The organism is Nocardia sp. NPDC059691, assembly GCF_042733915.1.
Taxonomy (GTDB): Bacteria; Actinomycetota; Actinomycetes; order Mycobacteriales; family Mycobacteriaceae; genus Nocardia; species Nocardia sichangensis.
Genome location: NZ_JBHWFB010000009.1, coordinates 159,318 through 181,917 on the forward strand (window position 1 = coordinate 159,318; position 22,600 = coordinate 181,917).

Below are 22,600 nucleotides of genomic sequence, written 5' to 3' on the forward strand. Positions count from 1 at the left end.
CACTCCCGGGGGGGCCCCCCCCCGCTCGGGGCGCCCCCCCCGCCGCCCCCCCCCCCGGCTCGGGGGGGGGGGGCCCGGCGGCCGTCGTCGCTGTCCGAGCCGGGCGATCGGGTTCGTCAGCGAGCGCGGCGGTGCCATCGCGAGGAGGGGAGGCGGGACTGTGCTCGGCGATTGCCCGATCGGCCACTCCTGGCGGTCTACTCCGGTGTGGGGACGAATCTTCCGCCATGGGCCGCGGCAATGATCCGGATCGCGGAGCGCGTCGCCGAGCATCGCGCACGACACGCGGTGCTCGTCCGCCGCACACGGCAAAGCGCTCCCGAATCACCATTATTCGTGCAAAATACGAGGTAAGTAGATGTGGCGGGCTTTACTGAACGCCATCGGCATTGTGCTCGATCCGGTCTCGTGCAGAGGTGGGCGGTCCTCTACCCGGCGTACGCGGTAGATGTCATGGGATGCTTTGCAATCGGAAACCCGATGATTTCGACCGCTTCGGTGTGGGTAGCCAAGGGGCTGCTGTGCACCCTTCTCGGTATCAGCGCACCCGGCGGTCGCACCACCTTCTCCACCCCACCCGCGAGGTTCGTAGACTCCTCGGACCGGGCGCGGCACTTCCCGCGCTCGTCCGCCTCGGGGGTGGCGGTGGCGTAGCCGGGGCGTCGGAGCCCGGCGCGGGCATGGCACGGTGAGTACCTGGTTCGGCTCGGCGATCGACGGGAACGGCACGACGGAAGGGGGCAGGCATGAGTGGTTCGCAAGCGGATGCCGCCGCGGCGGGACGGTGGCGGCCCGCGGCACGGCTCACCGTGCTGCTCGACGAGGACGACAAATGGCGGCACACGCCCCTGTATCACGAGATCGTGCGCCGGGCCAGGGACAGCGGCCTGGCGGGCGCCAGCGTGTGGCGCGGCATCGAGGGATACGGCGCGTCCTCGCATGTGCACACCACCCGGATCCTGGATATCGCCGACCACCTTCCGCTGATGCTGGTGCTGGTCGACGATTTCGAACGCCTGCGCGCCTTCGTCGAGCGGAACGCCGAACTGTTCACCTCGGTCAACGTCACATTGGCACCGGTGGACCAGTGGCAGGAAGGTGAGCGATGACCAGACCCCGCGGCAAGCCCGATGCCCCGGCCGGTTCTCCCGTAGCCCTCGCGGCACCAGCGGATTTCGCCTCGCCGATGCCGCCGGGCACCTCGGCCGTTACCATTGTCGGTTCGGCGCGGCTCGGCGATCTGAGCGGCGCGCCGGCGGGTGACCGACCGCTCGCCGCCGCGGAAGCGGGCTTCCGCACCGTGCCGACCACGTTCAGCATGGAGGGCTGCGAGTCGTTCCGGCCGGCGGCCGACATGAACGACGTGGCCGTGGGGTCGGCGGTGACCGGGCGGTCGTGGACATGATCCTGATGACGAGCCGGGCGCAGCCGATACGGAAGGGAGACCCGAGCATGGCCCACGATCGAGCCGGGCGTGCCGCACGTCCCACCGATCTGGAAGACATCGCACACCTGGTGACGGCGTACTACAGCCGTGTTCCGGATACGGACGATCCGGCCCAGCGGGTGACGTTCGGCACATCGGGACATCGCGGCTCCAGCCTGGACGGCGCCTTCAACGAGGCGCACATCCTCGCTATCACCCAGTCGATCGTGGAGTATCGCGCCACCCGCGGCATCACCGGGCCGGTCTACCTGGCCAGGGACACGCACGCGCTGTCCGAGCCCGCCTGGACCACAGCGCTGGAGGTGCTCGCCGCCAACGACGTCACCGCGGTGATCGACGCGCGCGACCGCTACACCCCCACGCCGGCGCTGAGTCACGCTGTGCTGCGCCACAATCGGGGCGGCGCCAAGCATCAGGCCGACGGCATCGTGGTCACCCCGTCGCACAACCCGCCCCGCGACGGCGGCTTCAAATACAACCCGCCGCACGGCGGCCCGGCCGACAACACGGCCACCGACGCCATCGCCGCACGCGCGAACGAACTGCTGCGCGACGGGCTCACCGGGGTCAAGCGCACCACGCTGGAGCGCGCGCTGGCCACCGGCGTGGAACGCTACGACTACCTCGACCACTACATCGACGACCTGCCCAACGTGCTGAACCTGGACGCGATCCGCGGCGCGGGCATCCGCCTCGGCGCCGACCCGATGGGCGGCGCCAGCGTCGACTATTGGGAGGAGATCGGCCAGCGCTACGACCTCGAGCTCGAAGTGGTCAATCCCTTCGTGGACCCCACCTGGCGGTTCATGACGCTCGACAGCGACGGCAAGATCCGGATGGACCCGTCCTCCCGTTACGCGATGGCCTCGCTGATCGCGATCAAGGACGACTACGACATCTCCACCGGCAACGACGCCGACGCCGACCGCCACGGCATCGTCACGCCCGACGGCGGTTTGATGAATCCGAACCACTTCCTCGCGGTGGCCATCGAATATCTGGTCGCCAACCGGATGGGGTGGGACGCGCTGACCAAGATCGGCAAGACCGCGGTGACGTCGTCGATGATCGACCGGGTGGTCTCCGTGCTCGGGCGCGACGTGCACGAGGTGCCCGTGGGGTTCAAGTTCTTCGTTCCCGGATTGTTCAGCGGCAGCCTGGCCTTCGGCGGCGAGGAGAGCGCGGGAGCGTCGTTCCTGCGGATGGACGGCACGGTCTGGACCACCGACAAGGACGGCATCCTGCTCGCCCTGCTCGCGGGCGAGATCGCCGCGGTCACCGGGCAGAGCCCGTCGGCGCGCTACGTCGAACTCGAACGCCGCTACGGCAGCCCCGCCTACGCGCGGATCGACGCACCGGCCACCGCGGAACAGAAAGAGCTGCTCGCGAAGTTGACTCCGGACATGATCACCACGAAGGAGGTCGCCGGGGAGCCGGTCACCGCCGTGCTCACCAGGGCGCGGGGCAACGGAGCGCCGCTGGGCGGTCTCAAGGTGACCACCGAGAACGCGTGGTTCGCCGCTCGCCCGTCCGGCACCGAGGACAAGTACAAGATCTACGCGGAATCGTTCCACGGTCCGGAGCACCTCGCCGAGGTGCAGACGGCCGCGGAGGAATTGGTGGGGCAGGCGCTGTCCGGTGACCGTTAGATCCAAGCCCCTGCCCACCGAGATCTGGGTGCTGGTCGGGGGCGCGTTCGTCATCGCCATCGGGTTCGGTCTGGTCGCCCCGGTGCTGCCGCAGTTCGCGCGCGGCTTCGGCGTCGGCGTGGCGGCCGCCTCGGCGATCGTGTCCGCGTTCGCGCTGATGCGGTTGCTGTTCGCGCCGCTCAGCGGACGGCTGGTGCAGCGGCTGGGGGAGCGCTCGGTCTATCTCGGCGGGCTGCTGATCGTCGCTGTGTCCACCGGCGCCAGCGCGTTGGCGCAGAGCTATTGGCAGCTCATGCTGTTGCGGTCGCTCGGCGGCATCGGATCGACCATGTTCACCGTGTCGTCGCTGGCGCTCGTCATCCGCATCTCGCCGCCCGAGCAGCGCGGCCGGGTCTCCGGGTTGTGGTCCACCAGCTTCCTGGTCGGCTCGGTGAGCGGGCCGCTGGTCGGTGGCGGGTTGTCCGGACTCGGGCTGCGCTGGCCGTTCGTCATCTACGCCATCGCGTTGCTCGCCGTGAGCGTGGTGGTGTACCTGAGCTTGCGGCATTCGGAACTGGCCGCGCCGGAGCCCGTCGGCGGTGTTCGCATGATGTCCTTCCGGGAGGGGTTGGCGCGGCCGGAGTACCGGGCGGTGTTGCTGTCGAATTTCGCCAACGGGGCCGCCGTGTTCGGTGTCCGGATGGCGTTGGTGCCGCTGCTCGTCGTCGAGGTCCTGCACCAGGCGCCGGGTATGGCCGGTGTCGCGTTGACGGTGTTCGCCGCGGGGAACGTCACGGTGCTGTTCGCCTCGGGGCGGCTGTCCGACCGGTGGGGGCGCAAACCGTTCGTGATCGTCGGCTCGCTGGTGTGTGCGGCGGGAACGGCGGGGCTCGGCCTGGCGACCGACCTCCCGTGGCTGCTCGCCACCTCGTTCCTGGCCGGCCTCGGGTCCGGCATGTTCACGCCGACCCAGCAGGCGGCCGTCGCCGACATCATCGGGCCCAAGGCGCGCGGCGGCCCGGTGCTCGCCGGTTTCCAGATGGCCGCCGACCTCGGCACCGTCATCGGCCCGGTCGCCGTGGGCGCCCTGGCGCAGCAGGTGTCCTACGAACTCGCGCTCGGTGTGACCGGCGCTTTGCTCGCTGTCGCCGCGCTCGTCTGGGCTGTGGTGCCCGAGCCGTTGCGGCGGGGAAGTTCGGTTCCCTCGGAGATCCCGTCCGAACGTTCCGGCGGAGCGGACGACACCGAGCGGCGCGCTGCTCGTATCGAGCGTGCGCTGAACGAGGTGTCCGGCGCGCCGGTCGCCGACAGCCCGGTGCCGGCGGTGGCCGAGTCTGCCGAGCTTCCGGGTGATCGCACAGCGGGCGTCGAAGACGTCCGTGCGGTGGCTGGTCGTCGCCGATCGACGGCGAATGGCGTCGGGACGGCTGCTGAAACCGATGGAACGGGGAGCCCTCCGTCGGTTGTGAGCGGTGACCGTCGTGGTACGGCGGCCGATACCGGACCGTCGCGGACCGCGCCGGGTACGGCGGTCGTCGACTCGGACGGAGCCCCGTACCCGAGCACCCCGGGGCGACCGATGTCCCGTGGCAAACGTCCGCGGCCGGTGCGGCGAACCCGCCGCAGGCGCTGAAGCCGCCACCTGCGGCACAGCGCCTGTCGAGGCGGGACCGCGTCGCGTCGCCAGGCGCTGGGAGGCGAGCGTCCGGTCGGTGACATGCGGTCACCAGCGCAGTCGCGCTCAGGTCGCCCAGCTCTCACCCACGCAGCGGCCGATGTCATCGGCGAACCCGCCACGGTCGGGACGTAGACGAAGCTCGCAGGGTCGCGACGAGTGCCGCGCCGCTGAGCACCGAAGCCCGGCCGCCGGAACCATCGCTGCCGAGCCGGTACAAGGTCGGCGACGGCGGTCGCATTCCATCCGCTGTCGAGCGATCGAAGTCCGAAGCCCATGCGAGGACAGAACCGAACGCGTGGCGGTGCCGTTTGCCGCCGGCCAGGTCCGGCGCGCACGGGTGGTCAGCGGAGGTCTGATCGGTGGCCCGGCGGCGGGGATGACGGTTCGTTGCGGCAAAGTGTCAATGTGAGCGAATCGCGTTCGAAGTACACACCCCGGCCGATGTCCAGTGCGACCACCTATGCGCTCGGTGCGGTCGCTCTCGTGTTGATCGTGGTGATCGTCATCGCGGCGATTCGCTGGGGGCGGGACGACGCGGCCGTCCGCAACGACGGCTACGGTTCGGTGCGGAACGAGGCGGTGCACTCGGTGCTCGAGCAGAACGGTTCGATCCTGCTCGGCCGCCCGGACGCGAAGAAGACCATCGACATTTTCGAGGACCCGCTGTGCCCCGGCTGCGGCAGCTTGGAGCGCATCTACGGTCAAGAGATCGCGCAGCAGATCGATGAGGGCGCGCTGGCGGTCCGTTATCGCCTGGTGAACTTCCTCGACGCCCGCTCGCGGAGCAAGGACTACTCCACCCGCGCCGTCGCGGCGAACCAGTGTGTGGCCGAGGCGGGTTCGGGCCCGGTCTACTCCAAGTTCCACACCGAACTGTTCACTACCAAGCGCCCCAGCGAAGGCGGCGCCGACCTGAGCAACGAGGAACTCGCCGCTATAGCGGGCGACGCCGGGGCCGCCGAGTCCGTGCGGCAATGCATCGCCACCGGCGCCAAGGTCGAGTCCGCCCGCAGCAGCGCCATGGCACAGACGGCGGCGCTCGGCGCGGCACTGGGCGGCTCCGCGGCCACACCCGCGGTCTTCGACGGTACGACCAAGGTCGACACCAACGACGAGAACTGGGTGGTCTCGCTCACCCGTTGAGCAGCAGACGCCGGCGCTGTTCCGCGCCGATCCGCCACGGACTCGGCAAGGCGATGCGGTCTCGCGGCGAACGGAAGGGCCGGAACGCCGACTCCACCAAATCGACGCCCCGGCCCACTCGACGGCGCGACCCGACATCCCCAGCCCCCGAGATCGCCATCGCCGAGCTTTCAGTTGGCCTGGGGCCGGGCAACGGCTCCACCTGCCGCCACCCGGCCCGCGCACTCGACAGCGCGATCCGGCCCCCTGTCCTGGACCGCGCCTCGAGATGTCTTCATGTCCATTTACGAGACCGGCTGTACCGCTGGCTGTTGCGGCATTCGTCCCGACCCGCGAACGTGCCGACCGATCGGCACATCCCTGTCCGGCACTGCAACCGCCCACACCCTCACGCACATCCGACTCGCACCGGACGACCGCTGGACACTCGGGAACGAACAAACCAGCAACCCCATCTGCTCTGCCCAACCCGAGCGTCCAACCGCCTACCTCCCCACACCCCTCACGATCGAAATCACTTCGAACACATGTTCGATACTAACCTCAACCGCCGCCTCCTGTCACCCCCGAATCGAGGCGATTTGGTTGCCGACACACCGTTGGTGTAACTTCATTCAAGCGCGGCGGGGACACCCGGAGCGCAACAACCAGGGGCTATGGCGCAGCTGGTAGCGCACCACACTGGCAGTGTGGGGGTCAGGGGTTCGAGTCCCCTTAGCTCCACAGAAATAGCAGGTCAGGCCCGGTCTGAGACCGGGCCTGACCCGTTTTTCTGGTCCTGGCCCCCTTAAACCCCCGTTTTGGTTGTGTTTGATGGGTGCCACCTGCGGACCGCCCTGTCGCCATTCATCGCTACCACACGAAGTTCTGCGAGCGGGATTGAGCAGGTCGTGCGGATCAGTACTCCCAGGGATCGAGCCCCGCCTCGTATGCGGCTGCCTCGTCCTTGTCGTGCAGGAAACGCGGGTCCACTACGCCCTCGAGCGAGGTGTCGCTGATCGGTCCTGGATGCCACTCATTGCGCACGAGTTTCAGCAGGAACTCGGCCATTCCGCACGGATACACCGACCACTCGTGGTTCATGCGGGAGTACACCGCGACCGGCCATCGATCCGGGTCCTGGTCCGTGGTGATCCAGCACAGAGTGTCGGCCGCAGCTGTTCCGCCCCAGATGAGCAGGTCCTCCAGCCGATATCGGCCCCTGTCGGCGGGAGCCCACTCGTTGACCCCCTTGTCCGCGAGCGCTGCCTCCGAGAGCCTCGATACCTTCACCATCCGCACCTCCTCCGAGGAGACGACAGGGGTGAAGACGACGACCATCTCCTCGATCGTGCCGCTGCCGAAGGCTGCAACGAAGGACCGATAGTCGGCCGGAAAAGCAGTTTCGTAGATCTTCTCCGCCGCACTCCAGTTGACGGTGTCCCCGCAGGTCGGCCCGATGCACGACAGCACTTCTCCGAGGCCCGCCATGGCGGGCTGATCCTCACTCACGCTCCAGTTCCCATCGAGTCGGTGCCCCCTGATCATGTTGTGGCATTGCTTGTCCTTCAGGTGCGCCATATCCGACAGTTTCGGCGAATGCTACTGCACCCCTGAGACCTATCCGTCGACGCGAAGGGAACGCAATCGTCTTGTGTCTGAGAGCCTTCCAGTTCCGTGCGTGAGTCGCTACGGCTGGCCCGGCCGAGCGCGAGCGTTCGGCCGCTGTGGCTCCCAGAATCTCGAACGACAGAAGCGGGTCTTGCGCCACGGCCTGGCCACTGTCCCTCATCTATCGGAAGCCAACGCGCCACCCCGGCCGGGACTGGGCGCAGACGCAAGTTGAGGGATAGGTTGCCGCGTCGGCTGTGGCCTTCCGCTCGCTAGTCGAGGAAGTAGGCGTCGACCTTTTCATCGGAATCCAGGATCTCGTCCGAAGCCACGCCGAGTTCCATCGCTAGCTCGACCGATCCGGCGAGCGCGACGTGCACGTCAGGTGAGAAGGCTCGGATCTCCACGGCGCGACCGCCCACGGCATGGTCGGTCAGCCGCCGCCGATAGCGACTATGAACCCGCATCGAGGCCACATCACAGCGGGCAGACCGCTATCGGCGAGGCTGCGGCCACCTCGAATCGAACCGTCATCCGCGACGCGGTCACACCGCTGACGCGGACCTGCGACCAACGCGGGAACAGCGACCGAAGCAGAGCATCTGCGGCGCCATCGACTACCACGGACAGGATCTATAGCCCAATCCATTGTCCCCGACACTATCGGTGAGCCCAAGATCATCGAAAGTGCGCCAGAGCCCACGAATTCCCCAAGGACGGCCAGTTAGTATGGTCAAGCGGCTCCCGGCCGGATAACTGCGTTAGCAATGAATTAGCAAACAGCGCGCCCGTGGATCGGCGACCCTGCCTTGGTTCCCGAGCCTGGCATCCGAGGGGCGCGTGAGCAGGCGGAGATGCGCGTCGCGGTATTTCAGTGTGTTCGGATCGGTGCGGGTGTTGGGTGCCGTCGGGTCGGAAGCGGATTCAGTTACTGGCACTGGTGGCGTTCCTCTGACCCGTGTAGCCAGTCGGCGGAGTATCGCTAGCGAATTTCAGCCCTGCAAGGTGGCGATGGCCTTCTCGATGCGCCGTTGACGCGTGTCGGGCTTCTTCGCGCTCTCGATGGCGTGCACGTGCTCGCGCTTGCGGCTGTAGGCAAGGTCGTCGTACGCGGCGCGGGCGACGGGGTCGGCGTCCAGAGCTTCGGCGAAGTCCGGCGGTTCGACGACGACACGAGGCTGGGTGTCGAGTTCGACCTCGACCTCGATTTCCTCGCCGATCTCGACACCCGCGGCCTGCCGGTTGGCGTTGCTGAGGCCGAGCAGGTAGCGGCCGCGCATGAGGGCGACCCGGCTCTTCCAGGAATGCCCGTTGATCGTGATCCTCACCGGTGGCCGCGCGCCCTCGCCGAGCGCGGCCACCACCTCGGGCGGAACTTCCAGGCCACGCATGGGCTCGGGCGGTTCGACGTGGGTCCGAAACTTCATGAGCCTTCTCCTGCTGTTCTGCCGCTGGTCGACTTGTGGGCTCAGGCCGTGGCTTCCCACATGAACCCGTCCGGGTCGGTGAACGAACCAATGCCGCTGTCCATCACGATGCGGTGCGATCCGCTGCCTTCCGGCGACATCCCGGCGTCCTTGGCGGCGGCCTTGCGCGGATACATCGCCAGGGTCACCGGCGAACCCGGGTTGGCGAACTCGGCGTACTTGCCGCCGAAGCTCTTCGCGACCGTGAACCCGCGATCGACGTAGAACTGCTTGCTGGCCTTGACATCTGCCACGCCGAGCAGCAATACCAGGTTGTCGATCTCGCGAGTGAACGGCCCGACGTCCTTCTTGTTGGAGGTGTCGACCTTCCAGATCGTGCCTTCGGGTGCTTGCAGGACCGCGCCGTATCCCCACAGGCTCTTCTTGGCCGGTTTGACGATGGTGAACCCGGCTGTGAGGGCGGTGATGACGAGGCTGTCGACCGCGGAGGGCTGGGAGACGACCAGCGACAGCAGGAATCCGCGGAATCCGGTGCTGGGTGTCTGCGAGGCGCGGAACCCGATCCGGTCACCGAGCCCGAAGGCGGACTCGTAGATCGCGGCGGCGGCTCGGGGGTCGGCCACTTCGAGTTCGATGGTGATGTCGGTGCTGGTCTTCGTGGTGATTTCCATGTCTATAACGATAGGAACGGGCCACCCCGGTGCCATCCGTGCCGACCACGGAACCCACCACGGAGAATCCAGTAGGTGGTTCGTTGGTGGACCGCGGCGGCCCTGTCCCCATGACCGAGCAGAAGACCTTCGGGGTGTGCGCGGTCATCGGCTACTGCTCAATTAGAATGACTATATCCGCAGCCTGGAAGGCAACTGCCCGAGCGGTGTTCAACCCAGCCGCGAATGGTCGGCTGACAGAAAACCGCTTACGGACAGATGCTCCTCCGGTAACTGGCCGCCAGTGGGGAGTTCCAACTGGCCCCTTGGGTCTATCTCGCTAACAGCTCCTCTCTGTGTCAAGCCTCGATGAGCAGAGAGGTACCGTTAGATCCATAGTCCCTCTCGAACTTCGACCGGGCTGTGTCAGGCAGCGAGGCCGAGGGTGGTGAAGTCGACCTCGGTGAGCGCCGGGTCGAATGGGTCGGGTTGGTGGGTGAGTTCGTCGGTGGCGTAGGCGCCGAAGCGACTGATGCGGGCACGTACATACGGCGACAGGGCGGCGAGCTGGTCGGCGGTGACGGTCCAGCCCTCGGCGACCAGGTCGCGGACGACGTCCATGATGTCCAGGGCGTTGTGGAAGAAGACCAGATCGGCCAGCAGGGTGTTGAGCTTGATCAGTTTCTCCTGCTCTTCGGAATGGACGAAAATCGTCCAGTTATTCGAAGGGTGTGCGACATGGACAAGAAAGTGCTGATCTCCGGCGCGGGCGTCGGCGGCGCGACGGCTGCATACTGGCTGGCCCACAAGGGATTCGACGTGACGGTTGTCGAGCGGGCCGCAACGGAGCGCTCCAGTGGCAATCCCGTCGACGTGAAGGGGCCGGCGGTCGAGGTGGTCGAGAAGATGGGCGTGATGCCACGGCTGCGGGAGGTCGCCTCCGCGGTGGACCGGATGACGTTCGTCGATGCGGCAGGCCGGCGGGTGGCCGGTGTTCCGCTGCGCATGTTCCAGGGCGGCGCAGGCGAGCGGGAGGTCGAGGTGCCGCGCGCCGACCTCGCCTCGATCCTGCTCGACGCCGCCCGCGACCGCGTCGAATTCCTCTGGGGCGACACGATCACCGACTTGTCCCAGGATGCGGCGGGCGTCGATGTCGGTTTCGCTGGCGCTCCACCCGCACGGTTCGATGCGGTGATCGGCGCCGACGGTCTGCACTCGGCCGTGCGGCGGCTGGCCTTCGGGCCGGAACAGCAGTTCGTGCGCCATGCCGGAATGTATGTGGCGACGTTGCCGATCGGCGTACCGTTCGGTGACGATACCGAAGTCATCATCTACAACACACCCGGCCGGGCGGTCTCGATACATCCGACCAAGGGACATGCGATCGCTACGTTCATGTTCCGCGGTGACGCGGTGCCCGGCTACGACCACCGCGACCTGGCTCAGCACAAGAACCTCGTCGCCGAAGCATTCCCCGACGCCTCATGGCGACTGCCGGAACTGCTGGACCAGGTACACACCGCCGAAGATCTGTACTTCGACTCCGTGAGCCGGGTCCGGGCGCCGCACTGGTCCACCGGGCGCATCGGACTGGTCGGGGACGCGGCCGCCGCGGTGTCGTTGTTCGGCGACGGCTCGACCCTGGCCATCGCCGGCGCCTACCGGCTCGCCGAGGAATTGAGCCAATCACCGACCGACATAGCCGACGCACTGCGCCGCTACGAAACCGGCCACCGACCCCTGGTCGATTCCAAGCAACAGGGATTCCGCGCCGCCCGCGCCATGCTGCTACCCGGCACCCGGACCGGCATCGCTTTGCGCAACACCGCCGCCCGGCTCGCACCCGCACTCGCCGGGATCAGGCGAACGCGAACCGCGTAATTCCAGGCCCGCCGCGAGAAATCAGCGAGAATACTAGTGCCGTGTCCGGGAAGGTTGACGCTGTAACCCAAGCCCGAGGGAGTTCGGTACTACCTATCGCGCGGTGAACCGGCCGATGCCTGCCCGAGGCCATCGCATTGCGGGGTGGGCGTGTGCATGCGGTACTCGGAAATGGAAGTGGTAAGGGTGACACCGGGCCGATATCCTGTGCATATTGTGGGGAGGTCGACCATGGACGATGCTCTGCAAATACCGCATCTGAGAGCCACCGCAGAATTGGAACTCCGCCCGTGGTCGTTGTCCGCGGCAGACCTCGAGCTTGTGAGGGAAGCTTCTGCCGACGACCTGATTCCTATAAACACGGTGCCTGCGACCTTCTCGCGCGAGGCCGCGGCGAGGTTTGTCGAACGCCAGCGGCAACCAGCGACCGATCGAACCGGATACCCGATGGTGATCGTCCGGCGACGGGACAACACATCACTGGGAAGCATCGGCCTGTGGTTGAAGGACATCGACGAAGGCCGCGCATCGCTCAGCTACTGGGTGGTTCGCTCTGCCCGCGGCCATGGCGTCGCAGCGCATGCTCTGGCGGCAATGGCTACCTGGGCGCTGGAAGAGCTGCATATCCCACGACTACAGCTCTATGTGGAACCTTGGAACTGCGCTTCGATCCGCACTGCGGAGAGAGCCGGTTTCGAATGCGAAGGGCTCCTCAGATCGTGGCAGAAGGTCGGCGATCGACGCCGCGACATGCTCATGTACGCGCGCGTGGCAGCGGGAGCCCTCGCCGAGGCGGATGGAGTTCACATCGGTTAGACCTCGATGGCCGGTTGCCCGACCGTCGTGGGTGATCGTGAACCGATATCACTGCTGGCACAGTGTTCGATAGGCCGGTGGTGCCGGGTACTCACCTCATGGTCGACCCCCACGGCCTCGCTTGCAAAATTACTCGAGACTATGCTTGATCTGCGTTTGTACGCACCGCCAGTGGATAAATCCGCTCGAAAAAATCTGATGAATCGCTCACCCTCTCTATGAGAGGACCGTCCGATGGGTTTTACAGAGATGCGCCGGTTCCGGCGTGATCCGTTGGGTTTCCTCGAGAATCTGCGCCGGACCAGCCCGGTAGAGGTGTTCGGGCTGCCGTGGGGCGGGTGGTGTGTCGGCGATACGGATCTGGCACTGACGGTGCTGAGTGACCGCGCGTTCAATGCGGAGAAGTCCGGTTTCTTCGGTTCTATGCTGCCTTCGCGGTCTGCTCAGGTCGATTTCGGCCGTGCGGTGCGCGCGATTCTGCGGACGCATACGCCCAAGTATCGCGAGTCCCTGGCGGCGGCGGTGACCGAAATGCCCTCCGTCACCCGCTGGCCCGCAGCGGGGGTCGAGCTGGTGTATCGGTGCACCGCGGACCTGTTGCTGCACCCCGATGGTTCTCCCGAGTTGCGGCATTCACTGGAGCGAAACGCACGCGTGGGCGCGCTTCGCCCGGCCCGAATGGCGCAGCGGGCGCGGGCGCAGCTGTTGCGCGTCAAGTTGTCCACCGCGCTGAACGAGCAGATCCGGGACCGGCGCAGCGCCACCGGCCGCAGTGCGGAAGCCGAACCACGGGATCTGCTCGATGCCGTGATCGGTGCCTGTCCCGACGGCGTCGCCGATACAACGGTGGCGCAGCTGTATGTGCTGATGTTCCGGTCCATTGTGGGACCACTGGGCTACTCGCTCGCGTGGTCGGTGCTGCTGGGCAGTCTCCACTCTCCCGGCGCACCATGGCCTTGGCCCGTCGACTGGGTGGTACGTGAGGCCCTGCGGCACCGGCCGGTCTCCTGGATGGTCAGCCGTCCCGTCCCCTATCCCGCCGAGTTCGGGGGTATCGCCTTCCAGACCGGCGACCTGCTGTCCGTCAGCCCCTATCTGCTCCATCACGACGACAAACACTGGACCAGACCAGGGGCATTCCAACCCGACCGCTGGATTCGACGGAGCGAGCACGGCCCATTTGTGCCCTTCAGTTCCGGCCCCTTCACCTGCGCAGGCGCCGCGGTCGCCCGCGATCTGGTCACCGACGCAGCCACCGCCCTCATCGAGAACACCGCTATGCGCGTCATCAGCGGCGGTGATACCCGCCCGATCGTGACCAATGCCGCGACCCCCAGGCCGTTCACCCTGCTGCGTACCCCCACAAGCCCCGTCCACGCCCGACCGAGCCCCAGGAAGGAGGTGACATCATGATCAAGGCATTGCTGTTCATCATCACCAACAAGCCGACCCGTACCTGGGACCCCGCTCAATACGGATGATTCCGCTACCGGCTGGATGGCTCGACCAACGCTACGAGATCTCCGCCGGCCCGGGCGCGCTCGGCTGGCGGATCGCGCGCGCTCGGCATCCCAGTCGCGTTCACCGATTGGCGTCCAGCACTGCTGCGAGGCCTTCTTGTAGGTCCTTGACGAAATACTCGGGAACCTCGAGTGAGGGGAAATGTCCCCCGGCTTCGGGCGAGTTCCATCGGACGATCTGTCGGTACCGCTCCTGTGCCCAGGGGCGCGGGCACTTCTCGATGTCGCGGGGATACACGGTGATCGCCGACGGGACGTCGACCCGAAGTTCGGGGTCGAGCGAGTCGTGGCTCTCGTAGTAGATGCGGGCCGACGATGCGCCGGTCCGCGTCAGCCAATACAGGGTGACGTCGTCGAGAACGCGGTCTCTGGAAATCGTCTCGAACGGACTGTCTTCGGTATCTGTCCACTCGGCGAACTTGTCGAGGATCCAGGCGAGAAGCCCGACCGGTGAGTCGACGAGCGAGTAGCCGATGGTCTGCGGTCGGGTCGCCTGCTGCTTCGCGTACGCCGCGTGGTGGCGCCAGAAATCGCGGGTTTCCTCCGCCCATTCGCGCTCGGTCGCCGTCAGTCCTTCCGTTGTCAACCCGGGCGGTGCCTGCGCGGTCGTTGTGTGGATGCCGAGAACGTGCGCCGGGAACCTGCCGCCGAGGACCGTGGTGATCACACCTCCCCAGTCGCCGCCGTGGGCTACGAAGTTGCTGTAGCCGAGCCTGTCCATGAGTTGCACCCACGCGGCCGCGATCTTTTCGGTTCCCCACCCCGTGGTGGCCGGCTTGTCGCTATAACCAAAGCCTGGTAGCGACGGGGCCACGACGTGGAACGCAGGCGTGTCCGCGTCTTTCGGATCTGCCAGCTCATCTACTACATCGATGAATTCGGCAATGCTGCCCGGCCAGCCGTGCGTCAAGATCAGGGGAGTGGCATCTGCGCGCTCGGATCGGCGGTGCAGGAAGTGGATTCCCAGATCGTCGATGGTCGTGCGGAACTGGCCGATCCGGTTGAGGCGCGCTTCGAACGACCGCCAGTCGTACCCGGTGCGCCAGTAGTTCACGACGTCGACGAGGTCGGCGAGCGGAACGCCCTGTTCCCATCTCCGAGGGCCGGGGGCGGCGCGATAGACCGTCTCGGCCTCCGGTAGCCGCGCTGTGGCCAGTCGCGCACGTAGATCGTCGAGGACGGCGTCGGTCGCGTGGGCTTCGAATGCTTGCACGTCGACGGGATCGGGCGTGAAGACCGGATCGAGGTGGCCAAGTGCGGGCATGAGACCTCCTGTTCATCGCGGAACCGGCTTCGGCCTATCGAGAACCGGCTAAGACGGTTCTAGCATGGCTTCGCGTCAGCCGGCAACCAGCTAAGGTGGTTCCATGCCTGCTGGGCTCCCTGACTTTCGCCTCGGTAACGTGCTAGCGACCAGCTTCACGGGGACGCTGTCCGAGCGCCATGGCGACCGTGTGGAACGCATTCCCACGCCGCAGCGACTCGTCGACTGGCTGGTCGTGTACGGCCTGGCCGTGGACTCCTGCACTACCGCCCAGCTGGAACTCGCCTGGGAACTGCGGGAATCGATTCACGCCGTCGCGACAGCGGCCGCGCTCGGAGACGCTCTTCCCGCACCTGCTGTCCAAGTCATCAACGACAGCAGCATTCGGGGTCGGGCGGCGGCCGTTCTGACATCCGAGGGCAGTCGTCGATGGCGACTCAGCTCCGCTTCCTGCGTAGAAGATGCCCTAGGCGTGATCGCCGCCGATGCGATCAGCATCATCGCGGGCGAACGGGACGGAAGACTGGCCTTGTGCGCCTCGCCGACCTGCCGAGCGGCCTTCTTCGACACCAGCCAAAGCCGCACCCGCAAATGGTGTGACATGAACACGTGCGGGAATCGTCAGAAGAAGGCGCGCTTCAATGCCAACCAGCGCAAGAACACCCAAGGCTGACTGCAGTCAGCCATAGTATGACTTGAATCGGGAGCGGGTCTCCGGCGCGGTGCGGGCCGGTTTCGCACCGTCTCCGGCCGAGTGGAGCACCTCCGCTACATCCTGGCGTCCCATGCCGGTGACTTCGAATCTCGAATCATAGTTTATGGTTCGGTACTGCGCCAGAATGGCCGCGCCCGGCATTCCCACCACTGGAGCCAGTCGTTGCGGTGGCGATGAGACACTCTGACGGTGAGCGAGAAACCCGTCGGCGAGATGTCCGGCAGCACATTCGATTACGACGACGAATTGCCGCGACTCCCCATCCCGACGCTGGAGGAAACGTGCGAACGGTTTCTCGAGCGGTGTTCGCCGTTGTTGACCGACGAGGAACTGATGGTCACGACAGCGGCCGTGGATCAATTCCTTGCGTTGGACAGTCCGGCCCGGACGTGGCAGGCCGAGATCGAGCGATTCGATCGGACGCCGGGCGTCCACAGTTGGCTCGACGCCTTTTGGACATCTCGCCATCTCGGCTACCGCGACAGTATCGCGCTCAGTGCGAATTCCTTCTTCTTGCTCACGGACTCGGAGCACGGTCAACTCGAACGCGCCGCCGAACTGATCGCGCGCGCCACCGCGTACAAACTGGAACTCGACGCCGAGATGATTTCGCCCGTGATTCTTCGCGGCCGTCCGGTGTCCATGCACCAGAACAGGTGTCTGTTCTCCACCACCAGAATCCCCGGAATCGAATTCGACGCAGTGCGCTCCGCTCACAGCGCCGGAGAACCAGGCTCGTCAACGGTCCGGCACATCGTCGTCCATTTCCGTCGTCAAGCGTTCCGAATGGATGTCCTCGCAGCGGACGGTACCCCACATCGCATCGAGGACCTGATCGCCGGGCTGGATGCGATCAGGGGAGCCGATCCGGCCGCGGAGCCGTCGCCGGGAGCGCTGACAACACAACCGCGCGCGGCATGGGCGAGGGCCCGCCAGGCTCTCCTCGAAGATCCGGACAACGCCGCCGCGCTCGAGACGATCGAGACGGCACTGTTCTGCGTCGCGCTCGAGGACTTCGCACCCCGAGACGAACGCTCGGCCTGTAACGCGCTCCTGTATGGTGACGGCGAGAACCGCTGGTACGACAAGGCGTTGACATTCATCGTGTTCGCCGATGGTCGCGCGGGCGTCAACATCGAGGAGTCCGGCCTGGACGGAACCACGGTTGCCGGCTTCTGCGACGCGATTCTGGCGAATGCGACAGCCATCTCGGCGGACCGGCCCGGCCGAGCGCCCGAGATATCACCGATCGAATTCCGTTTCGATGAGGACCTGCGGCACGAGATCCGGCAAGCCGCCGCCGACTTCGGCAAACAGGCGGGCGAGATCGCCACGGAGGTGGTGACATTCGACGACTTCGGCTCGGACACGGCCAAACGTCTCGGAATATCGCCGGATGCGTTGGTGCAAGTGGCTTACCAACTGGCTCATCAACGGTCCAGGGGATTCCTCGGCAGCACCTACGAATCAGTAGCCGTGCGGCATTACCGCCACGGCCGCACCGAGGCGCTCCGGGCGGTCACCCCCGAAGTCGTTCGTTTCGTGGCATTGATGAACGACTCGACCGCTACGCACACCGCTCGCGCCGAAGCGCTACGTGCCGCGGCGGGGGCACACGTCGCCAACACCAGAGAATGCCAGGCGGGGCGTGCTCCCGAACGGCATCTCGTGGAGCTACAGCGAATTCAGCGTCAGCACGGCGAAAAGCCGCTCGCGATCTATGAATCCCCCGGCTGGCGGATTCTGCGTGACGACTATCTCAGTACCAGTGCTGTGTCGTCGGTCAATGTTCGGTTCTTCGGTTTCGGGCCGCCGACCGCCGATTGCATCGGGATCGGCTATATCCTGCAGGCCGGCAGCTTCGGTGTACACCTGAGCGGTTACAAGGGCATCGAACAACACATGCTCGAATTCGCAAGCGCCATCTCTGTCGCCGTCCCGGAGTTGTGCGCCCTGCTCGAGACGACATCCGTCGGCTAGCTTTGCGTATCGATGACTGCTCGTCCGATAGCCAGGAGTAGATATTCCACCCGAAAGTGAGTGGGAGTGAAAGCCTACCGAGAGCTTCTGACAAATCGGACAGTATGCAATATGGTGCTGATCAGTCTGCTGTTCCGGACTGTTCTCAACTCCCAATCCCTGCTGTTGGTAATGCATGTGCGGCACACGTTGCACCTTTCCTACGGTGCTGCGGGCTTGTTGAGCACTGTGGTCTACCTGTGCATGGCCGGAACCGAGCTGCGGCGCGGCCCGCGTCTCGATCGATCCGGCTTGCGCGCAACCATGGCTCCATCGATCCTGGTAAACGGGATCTGCTGGCTCATCGCGCCATTCGCTCCGTTTCCGGTGTTGCTGTTGCTCGCGGCGTTGGCGGGATGGTTCGAAATACCGGTCATCAATGTCGCGAAACAGGCCATTACGGTCGCCACGACCGAACGCGAGCGGAGGCCCGCGCTCGCCGCGTACGAGGTGACCGCGGATGTGTCGCTGTTGGTCGGGCCGCCGCTGGGCGTCGCGGTGATGAATATCTGGGACACGGCGATGGTGCTGCTCGTGGTCCGGTTGGTGGCCGTGGGTTGCGGTGTCCTGTTGCTGAGACAGAACCCACCGCTGCGAACCGAGACAAGCGAAGTGTCACGGCGGGTCCCACGGCGATCCTGGTTGCAGACCGGCTTCGTGACAGCATGTGTCGGATACGCCGCAGCCGCCGCCGTCCTGTGTGCGGAGGAACTGAGTGTCATCACGGCCATGCACGACTTCCATGCCAAGCATGCGATCGGACTGGTGCTGGCCATCGGCGCAGCCGGTGCGGTGGCCGGTGGGTACGGGTACGGCGCGATCTCCAGAACCATCTCGCCCTACGTTCTGCTGGTCGGACTCGGAATCGGAGTGTCGCTCTGCGCCCTCGCGATCGGGCCGGTTTCGCTGGCCCTAGCCGTTTTCGCGGTCGGCGTGCTGGCCGGTGCTGTTTTCCCGGCCTGTACCGATCGGATGAGTGCTGCTGCTTCTGAGGACGCACTCGGAGAGGCCCTCGGCTTTCATTTCAGTCTGATGTGGGTCGGCGTAGCCATGGGAAGTATCGGGGCGAGTCAGTCCGTCGACTTCGCCGGTTCGTCAGGAGGCATCCTGGCCGCAGCCACGATCGGTATCGGCGCCGGAATCGGGCTGGGCCGAATCGCGGCTCGCGCCGGCCCCATTCCCGGGGCGCCCGGCCAAGTGAATCGAGCATTCCTCGTCACCGCGACCAGGCGGATACTGGATATCGCGCAGATCACCCTTGCTCGAAATGCCGATGGTTCACTCGACGTCCGACTCGGTGGAATTTACGCCTTCGAGAAGAAGGTGAAACAGCCGGCTGCCGGACATCGCAACGGAACCGAATCCTCAGCCGTATCGTCAATGGATTCCGAGGCTGCCGACCCCGGTCGAACCGGAATACAACAATTCCCGACGCCTTGGACCGAAACTCCTTCATCTCCTCAGCGAAAAGGCTCACCGTGGAGCCGGCCACCCGCTTGAACTCCGCGGTTTCGTCAACTGCTGTGGCTGCCCGGCTATCGCATCAGCATGCAACTAGTATTTGGGAGGTCGACCAACCGTGACACTTATCCGTACGCACAGTTCGAATCATCCGAATCCGCTCGGGCGCACAACCAGCACCACCTACGAGAGACGTAGTCTCGATCGCGCCGTAAACCTATCCGATGCGCATTGCCGTCAACCGCTGACGCCCTCCCAGGTCGAAATTGTCGGACGATTTCCAGAGCTGTTCCACGAGGCGCGAAATCAATCGCAGTCCGAGCTGGAAGAGGCATTCCTCACCGCTTTTCTGCGCCTGGCCGGCGAGCCGATGCATCAGGATGCATCCAGATATATGCTGTCGTATTCCGCCTCATCCGCGATAACAATGGTGGTAAGCCACTGCGCTCGCGCGGGAAAGCGAGTCGCCTTGATCGAGCCGGTGTTCGACAATATCTCCTCGATCTTGCGCCGCGAGAATGTCGAGCTCGTGCCGCTGCTGGAACAGGATTGCACCGTCGAAGACCTGCCTGCGGCGATGGCTCGGCTCGATCCTGCGGTGGTCTGGCTGGTTTCGCCGAACAACCCCACCGGATGGACGCTGTCCGAACCGGGGTTCAGAACGTTGGTTCAGTGTTGCGTCGACCGTCGTTGCACCCTGGTTCTGGACTCGTCTTTTCGATTCTTCTCACCTCTGCCGAACGGTTGGTCGCAGTACGAGGTCCTGGAGGAATCGGGAGTCTCCTATATTGTGCTCGAAGACACGGGCAAGACCTGGTCCACCAGCGAGATGAAAGTCGGATTGACGGTATGTAGTCCGGATATGTACGCAGACATGTACCGACTGCACGACGATCTGTTGCAGAGTGTCTCTCCTTTCCATCTCCGGGTGCTGACAGAATTCATCGAGGACAGTTCGAAGCATGGCATCGAACACAGCATCCTTCCTTCCGTGCTGGAAAATCGGGCTATCCTCCGCTCGATTCTCGCGGACGGGGGATTGGAATTCGTCACCGAATCGCGATCGCCCGTCTCGGTGGACTGGCTCCGGCTCCCCGAGGGACTCGAGTGTGAGAATTTCGTCCATGAGGCGATCTGGGAGGGAGTGCACGTGCTACCCGGAACGAACTTCTTCTGGAATCAGCCGGAGCGCGGGAGAAAGTTCGTCCGCGTCGCCTTGGCTCGCGATCCGCAACTGATGTCGGAGGGTGCGCAGTTGCTGCGAGACACCGCAGTCCGGCTCGCCGCGAAGGACGCATGACCGTGCGCGGTCGATCGAGCCGTTATCGCGCCTTGCTCACCGGGGCTGAATTGAAGGCAGCCGAGATCGAATGGCTCCGTCAGCGGAATATCGAGGTAGAAGTCTGCCGTCACGACCTGTCCGAAGTCGAATTGGCGCGCGCTCTGCTGGGCAAGGACGCATACATTCTCGGTGGTGTAGAGCGTGCGACCGCTGCCGCGTTGTCCACTGCCGACGACCTCAAAGTCATAGCGTTCATGGGTGTCGGGTATCACGCGTACATCGATACCGCGGCAGCGACCGCGGCGGGAATCGCGGTGACCAACGCGCCCGGAGCCAACGCACGCGCGGTCGCGGAATTCGCGATCGGTCTCATGCTCGATGCCTGGCGCGGGATCACAGACCTGACGATGGAAACGAAGGCCGGTCGATGGCCCGAGACCCGGGCACGCGACCTTTATGGGAAGACGCTGGGCATTGTGGGAATGGGGACCATCGGCACCATCGTTGCCCGGATGGCGGTCGGCGGGTTCGGGATGCGAGTGGTCTACGTGAGTCGAACAGCCAAACGGGAACTGGAAGGAGACATCGCCGCTCGCCGGGTCGAGCTACCCGAGCTGCTCGCCGAGTCCGATGTCATCAGTCTCCATGCTCCATACGGCCCGCAGACAGCCCGGATGATCGGCGAAGCACAACTCGCTGCCGTCAAGCCCGGCGCGATTCTGATCAACACTTCCGAAGCGGAGCTCGTAGATCCGGCGCCGTTGCGAACCGCGTTGCTCGACGGTCGCCTCGCGGCCGCTGCCATGGACGGCTACTACGTCGTGCCCGCGCCCTCCGACCAGAACGATCCCTTCGGGCTGATCGCGTTGGGCAACGACAAGCTTCTCGTCACGCCGCACGCGGCCGGCGCTACCGAGGAGTCCTACCGCGCGATGCTCGCGGCTAATGCCGAGTCGGTCGAGAACATCCTCGAAACAGGGGAAGACCCACGAGTTGTGAATCCTGGCTTCCGCGATCATGCCCGTTGGCTGCCAGTGCGCCACCGCCGCTAGGACGTCGGCACAGCCGTCGGACGGATCGATCACCGACGTGTTGCGGCACACCCCGCCCCTTGCACTCGGGTGGCTGTCGCGCGAAGCGCGCACCGCGGGGCATCCTGCCGCCGCGATGGACAGGTGCTTTCTCCACGGACTTGGGTATCCGGTCGGTGTCCTGCGGCGGTCTCCGTCGTACTACCTGGGACGGAGGAGCAGCATGACTCACACGACTCACACCGGTCTTTCCGGCACCGCCGGTCGCGTCGCCCGGAACAGCGTGTTCGCGCGATTCGCCCGCGCGGGCTACGTCATGTCCGGCCTCGTGCATCTGCTGATCGGCTACATCGCCATCCGGCTGGCGTTCGGTGGCGGGGGGAACGCCGATCAGTCCGGGGCGATGGCCGAACTGGCCGATAAGCCGGGCGGGGTGTTCACTCTGTGGGTTGGTGTGGTCGCGTTCGTGGTGATGGCGCTGTGGCGGCTGGCGGAGGCGGTTTTCGGCAGCGCGTCGAAGCCGGGCGCCGACAGCTGGAAGTCCCAAGTCTTCGATCGGGTCAAAGCGCTCTCGCTGTGCGCTGTCTATCTCGCGTTCGCCGTGACCGCGTTCCGTTTTGCCAGAGGCAGCGGGCAACCGAGCAGCAGCCAGAGTGTGGGGCTCACGGCACGCCTGATGCAGAACACGGCGGGGACGATCGCTCTTGTCGTGGGCGGGCTGGTCATCATCGCGGTCGGCGGCTACCACGTGCACAAAGGCGCCACGCAGAACTTTCTCGATGATCTGAGCGGACACCCGAGCGCTTTCGTGCGGCGGCTCGGCACGGTGGGCTACATCGCGAAGGGGCTGGCCGTCGCCGCGGTCGGCGTGCTGGTGATCCTCGCCGCGACCGAATCCGATCCGAACAAGTCCGCCGGACTGGACGGAGCGATGAAGACGCTCGGCGCGCAACCTTTCGGCGTGGCCCTGCTCCTGGTCGCCGGGCTGGGCATCATCACCTACGGGCTCTACAGCTTCGTCATGGCCCGCAGCGCCAAGATGTAGCGC

The 22,600-nt window shown here is 65.6% G+C and carries 20 protein-coding genes, 1 tRNA gene and 1 pseudogene; 16 read left to right on the plus strand and 6 right to left on the minus strand.

Annotation, left to right across the window (positions count from 1 at the left end):
• Window positions 1–480: 480 nt before the first annotated feature.
• The 7 genes and pseudogenes from ACFV2O_RS21065 to ACFV2O_RS21095 all read left to right on the plus strand — a co-directional run bounded on the left by ACFV2O_RS21065 (window position 481) and on the right by ACFV2O_RS21095 (window position 6,619).
• Window positions 481–654, plus strand: coding sequence for a hypothetical protein (locus ACFV2O_RS21065; RefSeq protein WP_379253246.1), 174 nt, complete (start codon window positions 481–483; stop codon window positions 652–654).
• Between the two features lie 92 nt (window positions 655–746).
• Window positions 747–1,109, plus strand: coding sequence for a DUF190 domain-containing protein (locus ACFV2O_RS21070; RefSeq protein WP_355077832.1), 363 nt, complete (start codon window positions 747–749; stop codon window positions 1,107–1,109).
• On the plus strand, window positions 1,106–1,405 hold the full coding sequence (locus tag ACFV2O_RS21075; RefSeq protein WP_364431692.1) for a hypothetical protein: 300 nt from the start codon (window positions 1,106–1,108) through the stop codon (window positions 1,403–1,405). Before ACFV2O_RS21070 ends, ACFV2O_RS21075 begins: the two co-directional genes overlap by 4 nt.
• Window positions 1,406–1,452: 47 nt before the next feature.
• Window positions 1,453–3,096: a phosphoglucomutase (alpha-D-glucose-1,6-bisphosphate-dependent) gene (pgm, locus tag ACFV2O_RS21080; RefSeq protein ID WP_355077830.1), complete on the plus strand. Its 1,644-nt coding sequence runs from the start codon at window positions 1,453–1,455 to the stop codon at window positions 3,094–3,096.
• A pseudogene (locus ACFV2O_RS21085) lies at window positions 3,086–4,265 on the plus strand (MFS transporter); the annotation flags it as partial. The gene pgm and the pseudogene ACFV2O_RS21085, both read left to right, overlap by 11 nt.
• 929 nt (window positions 4,266–5,194) lie before the next feature.
• Complete coding sequence (locus ACFV2O_RS21090; protein ID WP_379253383.1) at window positions 5,195–5,896, plus strand: DsbA family protein; 702 nt, start codon at window positions 5,195–5,197, stop codon at window positions 5,894–5,896.
• 650 nt (window positions 5,897–6,546) lie between these two features.
• Window positions 6,547–6,619, plus strand: a tRNA-Ala gene (locus tag ACFV2O_RS21095).
• A 174-nt stretch (window positions 6,620–6,793) separates the two neighbouring features.
• Here the strand turns inward: ACFV2O_RS21095 and ACFV2O_RS21100 are convergent.
• The 5 genes from ACFV2O_RS21100 to ACFV2O_RS21120 form a co-directional block, all read right to left on the minus strand.
• Window positions 6,794–7,387: a hypothetical protein gene (locus ACFV2O_RS21100; protein ID WP_379253247.1), complete on the minus strand. Its 594-nt coding sequence runs from the start codon at window positions 7,385–7,387 to the stop codon at window positions 6,794–6,796.
• Between the two features lie 371 nt (window positions 7,388–7,758).
• Window positions 7,759–7,953 carry a hypothetical protein gene (locus tag ACFV2O_RS21105; RefSeq protein WP_379253248.1) on the minus strand — a complete coding sequence of 65 codons (195 nt, stop codon included), beginning with the start codon at window positions 7,951–7,953 and terminating at the stop codon, window positions 7,759–7,761.
• A 525-nt stretch (window positions 7,954–8,478) separates the two neighbouring features.
• Complete coding sequence (locus ACFV2O_RS21110; RefSeq protein WP_379253249.1) at window positions 8,479–8,913, minus strand: YdeI/OmpD-associated family protein; 435 nt, start codon at window positions 8,911–8,913, stop codon at window positions 8,479–8,481.
• A gap of 41 nt (window positions 8,914–8,954) precedes the next feature.
• Window positions 8,955–9,584: a glyoxalase gene (locus ACFV2O_RS21115; RefSeq protein ID WP_355079476.1), complete on the minus strand. Its 630-nt coding sequence runs from the start codon at window positions 9,582–9,584 to the stop codon at window positions 8,955–8,957.
• Window positions 9,585–9,989: 405 nt separating this feature from the next.
• Window positions 9,990–10,370: a Tn3 family transposase gene (locus ACFV2O_RS21120; protein ID WP_379253250.1), complete on the minus strand. Its 381-nt coding sequence runs from the start codon at window positions 10,368–10,370 to the stop codon at window positions 9,990–9,992.
• On the opposite strand from ACFV2O_RS21120, the gene ACFV2O_RS21125 reads away from it, so the two are divergent.
• From ACFV2O_RS21125 to ACFV2O_RS21135, 3 genes are all read left to right on the plus strand, one after another.
• The gene (locus tag ACFV2O_RS21125) at window positions 10,302–11,444 is read left to right on the plus strand and encodes an FAD-dependent monooxygenase (RefSeq protein WP_379253251.1); all 1,143 of its coding nucleotides are present in this window, start codon (window positions 10,302–10,304) and stop codon (window positions 11,442–11,444) included. The two genes, ACFV2O_RS21120 and ACFV2O_RS21125, sit on opposite strands and share 69 nt — an antisense overlap.
• A gap of 231 nt (window positions 11,445–11,675) precedes the next feature.
• Window positions 11,676–12,260, plus strand: coding sequence for a GNAT family N-acetyltransferase (locus ACFV2O_RS21130; protein ID WP_379253252.1), 585 nt, complete (start codon window positions 11,676–11,678; stop codon window positions 12,258–12,260).
• Window positions 12,261–12,494: 234 nt separating this feature from the next.
• Window positions 12,495–13,673, plus strand: a complete 1,179-nt coding sequence (locus ACFV2O_RS21135) for a cytochrome P450 (RefSeq protein ID WP_379253253.1) — start codon at window positions 12,495–12,497, stop codon at window positions 13,671–13,673.
• Window positions 13,674–13,841: 168 nt separating this feature from the next.
• Here ACFV2O_RS21135 and ACFV2O_RS21140 read toward each other — a convergent pair whose 3' ends face one another.
• Window positions 13,842–15,044, minus strand: coding sequence for an epoxide hydrolase family protein (locus ACFV2O_RS21140; RefSeq protein ID WP_379253254.1), 1,203 nt, complete (start codon window positions 15,042–15,044; stop codon window positions 13,842–13,844).
• A 103-nt stretch (window positions 15,045–15,147) separates the two neighbouring features.
• Between ACFV2O_RS21140 and ACFV2O_RS21145 the strand changes: the two genes are divergently transcribed.
• The 6 genes from ACFV2O_RS21145 (at window position 15,148) to ACFV2O_RS21170 (ending at window position 22,597) form a co-directional block, all read left to right on the plus strand.
• Window positions 15,148–15,717 carry a CGNR zinc finger domain-containing protein gene (locus ACFV2O_RS21145; RefSeq protein WP_379253255.1) on the plus strand — a complete coding sequence of 190 codons (570 nt, stop codon included), beginning with the start codon at window positions 15,148–15,150 and terminating at the stop codon, window positions 15,715–15,717.
• 231 nt (window positions 15,718–15,948) lie between these two features.
• Window positions 15,949–17,739, plus strand: a complete 1,791-nt coding sequence (locus ACFV2O_RS21150) for a choline/carnitine O-acyltransferase (protein WP_379253256.1) — start codon at window positions 15,949–15,951, stop codon at window positions 17,737–17,739.
• A gap of 111 nt (window positions 17,740–17,850) precedes the next feature.
• A complete protein-coding gene (locus ACFV2O_RS21155; protein WP_379253257.1) occupies window positions 17,851–19,278 on the plus strand; it encodes an MFS transporter in 1,428 nt (475 codons plus the stop codon).
• A gap of 79 nt (window positions 19,279–19,357) precedes the next feature.
• Window positions 19,358–20,539, plus strand: coding sequence for a pyridoxal phosphate-dependent aminotransferase (locus ACFV2O_RS21160; RefSeq protein ID WP_379253258.1), 1,182 nt, complete (start codon window positions 19,358–19,360; stop codon window positions 20,537–20,539).
• Window positions 20,536–21,573: a 2-hydroxyacid dehydrogenase gene (locus ACFV2O_RS21165; protein WP_379253259.1), complete on the plus strand. Its 1,038-nt coding sequence runs from the start codon at window positions 20,536–20,538 to the stop codon at window positions 21,571–21,573. Before ACFV2O_RS21160 ends, ACFV2O_RS21165 begins: the two co-directional genes overlap by 4 nt.
• Before the next feature lie 202 nt (window positions 21,574–21,775).
• Window positions 21,776–22,597, plus strand: coding sequence for a DUF1206 domain-containing protein (locus ACFV2O_RS21170; protein WP_379253260.1), 822 nt, complete (start codon window positions 21,776–21,778; stop codon window positions 22,595–22,597).
• Window positions 22,598–22,600: the final 3 nt, after the last annotated feature.